This window comes from uncultured Clostridium sp. (assembly GCF_947039605.1).
GTDB lineage: Bacteria > Bacillota > Clostridia > Clostridiales > Clostridiaceae > Sarcina.
In genome coordinates, this window is record NZ_CAMQZG010000086.1 from 1 (window position 1) to 5,543 (window position 5,543).

At 26.8% G+C, this 5,543-nt stretch carries 4 protein-coding genes and 1 other annotated feature; of the genes, 3 read left to right on the forward strand and 1 reads right to left on the reverse strand.

What is annotated here, in order from left to right; genetic code table 11:
* Window positions 1-15: 15 nt before the first annotated feature.
* Complete coding sequence (locus tag Q0V24_RS16815) at window positions 16-246, reverse strand: hypothetical protein (RefSeq protein WP_297523288.1); 231 nt, start codon at window positions 244-246, stop codon at window positions 16-18.
* Between the two features lie 63 nt (window positions 247-309).
* Window positions 310-546: a binding site (T-box leader), on the reverse strand.
* Between the two features lie 1,280 nt (window positions 547-1,826).
* Between Q0V24_RS16815 and Q0V24_RS16820 the strand changes: the two genes are divergently transcribed.
* The 3 genes from Q0V24_RS16820 to Q0V24_RS16830 all read left to right on the forward strand — a co-directional run.
* Window positions 1,827-3,212, forward strand: a complete 1,386-nt coding sequence (locus tag Q0V24_RS16820; RefSeq protein WP_297523290.1) for a glycosyl hydrolase family 18 protein — start codon at window positions 1,827-1,829, stop codon at window positions 3,210-3,212.
* A 187-nt stretch (window positions 3,213-3,399) separates the two neighbouring features.
* A complete protein-coding gene (locus Q0V24_RS16825) occupies window positions 3,400-4,527 on the forward strand; it encodes an SEC-C metal-binding domain-containing protein (protein WP_297523291.1) in 1,128 nt (375 codons plus the stop codon).
* A gap of 277 nt (window positions 4,528-4,804) precedes the next feature.
* Window positions 4,805-5,543 (forward strand): SH3 domain-containing protein (locus tag Q0V24_RS16830; protein ID WP_297523293.1); only part of this gene is annotated, 739 nt, incomplete at its 3' end.

The following is a 5,543-nucleotide window of genomic DNA, read 5'->3' on the forward strand; positions in this document are numbered from 1 at the left end:
TAAGTCATAAGCTTTTCAATATCCATTTATTTCAATTTTAAGGTTGATGGGTATGCCATGTTGCTGCATATGAGACATAAACATAAGAGCTATAAAATGACCTACATGTAGGCTATCAGCAGTTGGATCGAATCCAATATAAAAAGTTATTTTTTCCTTTCCGAGTAAATCTCTTGTTTCATCTTCGTGTGTAAATTGTTTGATATAACCTCTTTCTTTAAGAACATCTAAAACATTTCTTTCCATAATAAAAAACCTCCATTAAAATTTTATTTTGAATATTTTTTTACGCAAAAAAATCCCATCCGTAAAAAGGACGAGATTACTCACGTGGTACCACCTTAATTTATAGTAGGTAAAAATACATACTAACTCATTAAAAGTCTTTAACGCGACTTAATCGATAAGACCTACATTTTATCTAAAGGATAAAAATTCAATCTCAAACTCCAAGATGTATTCAAAGTAAATATCTTTAGCCTCTCATCAACCGGCAATTTTCTGTTAAGTTTAGATACTTCTACTAGTTCTCTTCATAGTATTTAGCATAATCATTATAAATAAGATTATTTAGGTTGTGTCTATTTTTTTATTATATCAATATTTACATATAATAGTCAAATTACCTATTATTAACTTTTAAAAAATTTAAATTTTTAATTGATTTTCATATATATATATATGAAATATTATATTTTTTATCTAAATATATATGTATACTTAAATAAAAAATTATTTAGTTACAAATATTAAAAAATAATTCTATAGTATATTAACTTATCTTTTTAATATGTATTTGATAAACTTCAAGAAGTTCATATCCAATATTAAGTATAGCTTTACTTAGTATACTACCCAAGATAACACCAATTATTCCAAAGAGTATAGAAAGAATTAGAGAAGTTATAATATTAATAACTAGGGTAAGTAGGGGGGCTGTTTTTTTGTTTTTTGATAGCTTTAATAGTTTTTTATTTTTTATTATTGCAAAAAGTATTCCTGCAAAACAAAAGTCTAATATTAGAATAGATACTACAGAGTTTTTTAATATATATTTGGGACCTATCCAATTTTTTATAAAGTAGTTCAAAAAATTGGATAGTACAAGTGACGTAATAGAATAAATTATAATTGCTAGTATTGTTAATATAAAAACTTTTATAATAGTAGAGTTTATTTTGAATTTTGAGTTTAAAAGTTCTGCTTTTTGAATAATAACTTCATATATATTTTTAAGGATATTTGTAAAACTTGATAGAATAATATTGTAGTTAGAATATAAGAGTGAGGCATGGAGCCCTACAGTTATTGAGATAATTATAGTATCAGTATAGTCTAGTGAAAGTTCACTAGCTTTTTTTATTATTTCAAATTGTTTAGTTCTATCAAATTGAAATTTTATGTTTGAGGAATCTAGTTCATTGCTTCTATTTATTAGGTTATTTTTGATTTCATATACTTTATTTTTTATTATGAGGAAATTTTCACTTAAGATAAATACTATCCCAACTAAAAGATATAGTATATAACTTTTGCTAAGTATAAATATACCAAGTTGAATAAGACTAATAATAAGTGCTAGAAGTATTTTATTTTGATTTTTTAAAAAATTTATAATACTAATCATGTTTACCACCTTAAAGTTTTCTAAAAGAATAATAACATTTCAATGTGAAATATATTTGATTTAATGTGAATTTAAAGTGAGTTTTTGAGGGGGAAAATTTAAAATATGATAAAGTTATTTATATAAAGGATGTAATAAACCGTTTTCAAAATTAATATATATATAGCATAATCTTATAGAGTAGGAGTGTTTATTTATTATGAAAAAACATTTATCAAAAGGTTTTGCTTTATCATTTCTAGTATTAACACTTATCATTTCTTTTTTTTCACAGCCAATAAGAGCTTTAGAGAAACCTAAAGAGTATCGCAGTGTGGGATATGTTTTTCAAAGAGGTTCTGATATTGATAAAATTGATGTTACTAAGATTACACATTTAAATTATTCTTTTGGATTAATTTATAATAATGAGTATCAAGGTATTAATCCAGATACAGGAAAAATCTATGGAACATCTAAGAATCCAGATGCTAGAACACCAGAGCCAGTTCCAAAGGGCAAACTTCATACTATTTACTTACCTGAAAAAGTACATTTAGATTTATCTAGAGTAAATGAGTTAAAGGCTAAAAATCCAGATTTGAAAGTTCTTTTATCTGTTGGTGGTTGGGATGCTAGAGGGTTTTCTGATATGGCAGCTACAGAAGAGGCTAGAGAAGCCTTTGCTAAGTCTTGTAGGGATGTTATAGATACTTATAAACTTGATGGAATAGACCTTGATTGGGAGTATCCTGTTAATGGTGGATGGGGTGCTATTAAATCACAACCAGAGGATAAGACTAATTTTACATTGATGTTAAAAGAAGTTAGAGCCGCTATTGGTGATGATAAGTTACTTACTATTGCAGGTTCGGCTAATTTTAGTTTTACTACTGATTGGACTGAATTTAAGGCAGTTGTAGATATTTTAGATTATATAAACATAATGACTTATGATTTCCAATACGATTCAAATTATTTTGGTTCTGCTATAAATAAATCAGAGAAATGGACACCAAATAATACAGATGGTTATTGGGTTGATAAAGGAGTTCAGCGCTATGTAGAGGCTGGATGTCCACCAGAAAAGATAAATGTAGGAATTGCTTTTGCAGCACCTATACCAGCTGTTGTGGCTAGTAGTAATAAATATAAAGAAATAGAAACTAAACTTACAGAAGTTAATTTTTATGAATCTAAAGATAGAGTGCTTAAAAAAGTAACTAATTTATTAGAAGATAAAAATGGTTTTAAAAAGAATTGGGATGAGAAAGCAGGCTCATCATATATTACAACAGAGATTGATGGTAAAGATGAGTTTGTTTTAAGTTATATAGATGAAAAAGGAATAAGTGCAAAGACTAATTATGTGAAAGAAAATAATCTTGGTGGAACTATGTTCTGGGAGTTTGGTGCAGATTATGATAATTCTCTTGTAACACAACTTGCAAGTGATTTAGAACTTGATGGGAATGGAGAAGAGGACCAAGATACGGTAGCAGATATTTCAGATAATAGTTTTGTATTAATTATACTTTCATCATCAATAGCATTAATTGCAATTTTAGCAGTTGTTTTAATTAAGAAGAAAAAAGAAAAAGAGTAAAAGTAAAAGGTTATATTAGTTCATAAATGAGCGAGTATAACCTTTTTTGTCTCTATTTTTAGATAATATAGTTTTATTTTAGCTAAAAAGGGTTATAATTTGCTAGAAGTAGCATTTAAGTAGTAAAATGTTATAATTATGAGGATAATAATAATTGAGTATATCAATTATCAAGGAGAGAAGTATTATGAATAATTATGAAGTAAATAAAAAGCTTGGAGTAAACAAGCCTATAAAAAATGATTTTAAAGCATGTTTAAATGATTTAACAAAAGATAAGATAGAAGCATATTCAAAGAACTATGGTTTAAAAGGTCTTAGTAAACTTAAAAAAGGTGATTTAATAGATAAATTCTATGAAGCATTTATTACTGAAAAGGCATTAGTTGCAACTCTTGATGCTTTAAATGGTAAGGATTTTGAATTAATAGAAAAACTTATGGAAAATAAAGTTGAAGATATAACAAATTACAATCTACCAGATTATTTAAATTTATTTGTTACAGCATTAGCATTTATCTATATAGAAGATAACAGAATGAAAATGGTAATGGCAGATGAGGTTATAGAAGTTATAAAAACTGTTGATATGACAGATATACATAGCGGAGCTGAAGAGGCTGATGAACTTGAAAATTATTTAAATAGTTTTGTTGAATTATACGGAGTATTAAATGTAGACTTTTTTGTGAATAGATTTAATGAGTATACAGGGAAAAATTTAAGTTCAAGTTATATAGTAGATTTATTTAAAATGAATGATAACACAATAGGATATGCATACTTACAAGATGGTTACATAATGAGCCAGGCTATAGGTAGTTTTGAAGGTGACTTAGAAGACTTACTTAATAGCAGAGTAAAAGGTGATTTTAAAATATTAGATAAAGATTTACTTCTAAAATATGGAGATGATTTAGATTTTATAGAAATGACACCAGCACATGAAGTTTTCTTAGAAGCTATAGATGCAGTAACTAAAGATAAAGAAGTTGCTTTAGATATAATTTTTGAACTTCACACAACTTTTACTATGGATAAATATGATATATATGAAATTCTTGGGCATGTTGATCAATTTGCAGATATAGAAAAAGCACCAAAGAATCTTATAGATGATATATTAAAACAGTCTATAGTTGTATTTGATAATACAAGAAGATGGGAAAATAAAGGTTTCACTAATATAGAATTAAAAGCCATACAAGCGGCAAATCCAGTGATAAAAGTTGGAAGAAACGAGACATGTCCTTGTGGAAGTGGTAAGAAATATAAAAAGTGTTGTATAAATAAAGAGAGTATTAGTATAAAATAGTTGATATGATTTACCAAACTAAGTTAAAAATGAACTTATAAAAATAATATATTAGACAATAATATGCTATTGTCTAATATATATAGAATGAATAAAAAAAGAGGGTATTTATTCTATATATATTAGTAGTTATATGTAATATTTATGAATATTCTGATAAAAAAGCATTGAAATAATAAAAATGATAAAAGTTATAAAAGTGATGAAAATAAAATTTTTGTTATAATGTATACTTCAGAGTTAGAGGAATATATGAATATACAAGGAGAGAAAAGATATGAAGAAAAATAAATTAGTGGCTATTATTCTATCAGGAGCTATGGTAGCGACTATGACTAGTAGTGTAGCTATGAACAGAATGAAAAAGAACAATTCAGTAAAGAATAATGGTGAGAATAATGTATTACTTGCGAGTCCACAACAAGCTATAAGTAAAAATGCTTGTGTTATAAATGGAAATGGAGATTTAACACTTACTAATAAGGTAGGTAAGATAATTTCTTATATATCAGTAGGTGAGATGTTAAGGGTAGAAAGTACTAATGGCAATCAATCACTAGTTATAGTACAAGAAACAGGTGCTAAAGGATATATTAATAATAGCAATATTTTAAGTATCAATAGTGGTGATGTTAATAATACAACAAGAATGAATAGAGCAGGTTCTATTATTAATGTTAGTAATATGGTAAATGTAAGAAAAGGACCTTCTATGAGTAATGAAATTTTAGAAGGGTTAACAAATAATACAATAGTGAAAATTACAGGTAAAACAGGACAATGGTATAGAGTATTTGTAAATGGTGTTAAAGGATATATATTTGAAGAATATGTAGCAGAAACTAATGCTAATATAGTAACTATGCCAGAAAATAATTCTAATACGAATATAGGTGGAGTTCTGGTAAGTAATGGACAAGCAGTAAAGCCTGATGTAAAACCAGACGTGAAGCCTGATGTGAAACCAGACGTGAAGCCTGATGTAAAACCAGACGTAAAGCCTGATGTAAAACCAG

What these genes read in the sequence shown, in the direction of transcription:
- Q0V24_RS16815 (WP_297523288.1), bottom strand. Translation starts at nt 246, where the DNA reads ATGGAAAGAAATGTTTTAGATGTTCTTAAAGAAAGAGGTTATATCAAA.
- Q0V24_RS16820 (WP_297523290.1), top strand. Translation starts at nt 1,827, where the DNA reads ATGAAAAAACATTTATCAAAAGGTTTTGCTTTATCATTTCTAGTATTA.
- Q0V24_RS16825 (WP_297523291.1), top strand. Translation starts at nt 3,400, where the DNA reads ATGAATAATTATGAAGTAAATAAAAAGCTTGGAGTAAACAAGCCTATA.